At 58.2% G+C, this 1,822-nt stretch carries 1 protein-coding gene; it reads left to right on the top strand.

Annotation, left to right across the window (positions count from 1 at the left end; all coding sequences use genetic code 11):
* Positions 1-339 precede the first annotated feature (339 nt).
* Positions 340-1,479, top strand: coding sequence for an EAL domain-containing protein (locus tag ABX749_RS31585; protein ID WP_372899536.1), 1,140 nt, complete (start codon positions 340-342; stop codon positions 1,477-1,479).
* Positions 1,480-1,822: the final 343 nt, after the last annotated feature.

Below are 1,822 nucleotides of genomic sequence, written 5' to 3' on the forward strand. Positions count from 1 at the left end.
CAGGATGTCCTCGGAAGGATCGGATCCTGGGGCGCACGACAGATGTCGCAATCACCGGCGGGGCGATCACGGACAGGTTCTGTCAACGCGATTGCATGAAAACTAGCTCATCAATAGCCGGCGTCACGGCGATTGCGTCCGGGGGGACGTTTCCCAGGCGGGTTTTCCTCCCCGCCCTCGCCGGCGCACCAGATCCCTCCACAGAATCCGCCCCCCCAAAGAAATCCGCATTCGGTTGACGGGGGGGCCAATTCGCGACCTACAGTTACCGTGACACCGATTCACTCGGGGGGATCTGAGTCCATCACCGGACCGGACCATCCCGACCCCACCAATCTGATGCCCCCATCCGCTCGTTACCCAATGACCTCGCTCGACACTTCCGCACTCGATCGACTCTGCCATAGCACGGTGATTGGGAGTGACGTTTGGTTTTTGTCCGGGGCCCTCGAGCCGCGAGACAATCTGCGTCACTTGCCGATCGACGAGCCAGAATTCACGATTGGCAGAAAGCCCGGGTCCTCGCTGAAACTGAATTTTAAAACCGTCAGCGGACGACACGCGATCCTGTCGGCCAAAGATGGCAAGTTGCTGCTGACCGATCTGGGCAGCACCAACGGCACCTACGTCAACGGCGAACGAATCCAAGGTCAAGTCACCGTCGATGAAGAAGATTTGATCCATTTTGCCGAAGCACCCTTTCGAGTCCTTCGGCAATCGCCCACCGGACAGTCTGCTGGGACGATCGCCCGCAACGTCTGCGATGAAGCGTTGGCGCTGGTTCAATTCGATCGAATGATGAGTGAAAAACTGGTGCGACCACACTTCCAGGTGATCGTCGACGTCGAAAGCGAAAGCGTCGTCGGGCACGAAATCCTGGGACGCGGCAGTGTGTTCGGGCTTGAGTCGGTCGCCGCTATGTTTCACGCCGCCAGCCAACTGAATCTGGAAGTCGAACTCAGCGAGCTATTGCGTTGGGAAGGCGTTCGTGTCGGACGAGATCTGCCCGCGCGGCCGAATTTGTTCGTCAACACGCACCCCAAGGAAATGGAGGATGCCGACAAGCTGATCGAATCGCTGGTCCAAGTTCGCCAGATGTCCGGCAATACCGACCTGGTTCTCGAAATCCACGAAGCCAGTGTCACCAATCGCAAGGTCATGCGAGAGTTGTCCGCCGCGGTCAAAGACCTGGAAATCGAATTGGCCTTCGACGACTTCGGTTCCGGTCAAGCGCGATTGGCAGAATTGATCGAAGCACGCCCCGATTACGTGAAATTCGATATCTCGCTGATTCACGCCATCGATCACGCCGATGAGCCACGGCACCGGATGCTCCAAACGCTTGTCCGAATGGTCCGCGATCTGGAAATCAAGGCGCTGGCCGAGGGCATCGAGACGTCGACCGAAGCGGAGGCCTGTCAAAGGCTCGGCTTCGACCTGGCGCAGGGCTATTTCTACGGCCGCCCAGCACCCCTGTAGTGCAAGCAGACCGCTGTAGTGCAAGCAGCCTTTGCTGTCATTTCTCACCTTTGGCGAACTTATGCCGGTTGTAGCAGATCAACCGTCTAGAACCGCCAACGACAGCCGCCGATCACCGAAATTACAGGGATCATCGTTGCGACCTGTCCGATCATCACAACGGTGATCACTCTCTCAACAGGGTGAGCACGTTTGAGATGACGCCTGACCGGACGGCACGGACACGGAAGACCAATGAACCGAACAAAGCGGAAACGGATGACGCTTCGCAATCGACCACGCGTTGTGCTGCTCGGCATCGTGCTCTCTGGGGCCGCTTCGACGCTGAACGCCGCAACGCAAG

This window comes from Stieleria sp. (genome assembly GCF_041595215.1).
GTDB lineage: Bacteria > Planctomycetota > Planctomycetia > Pirellulales > Pirellulaceae > Stieleria > Stieleria magnilauensis.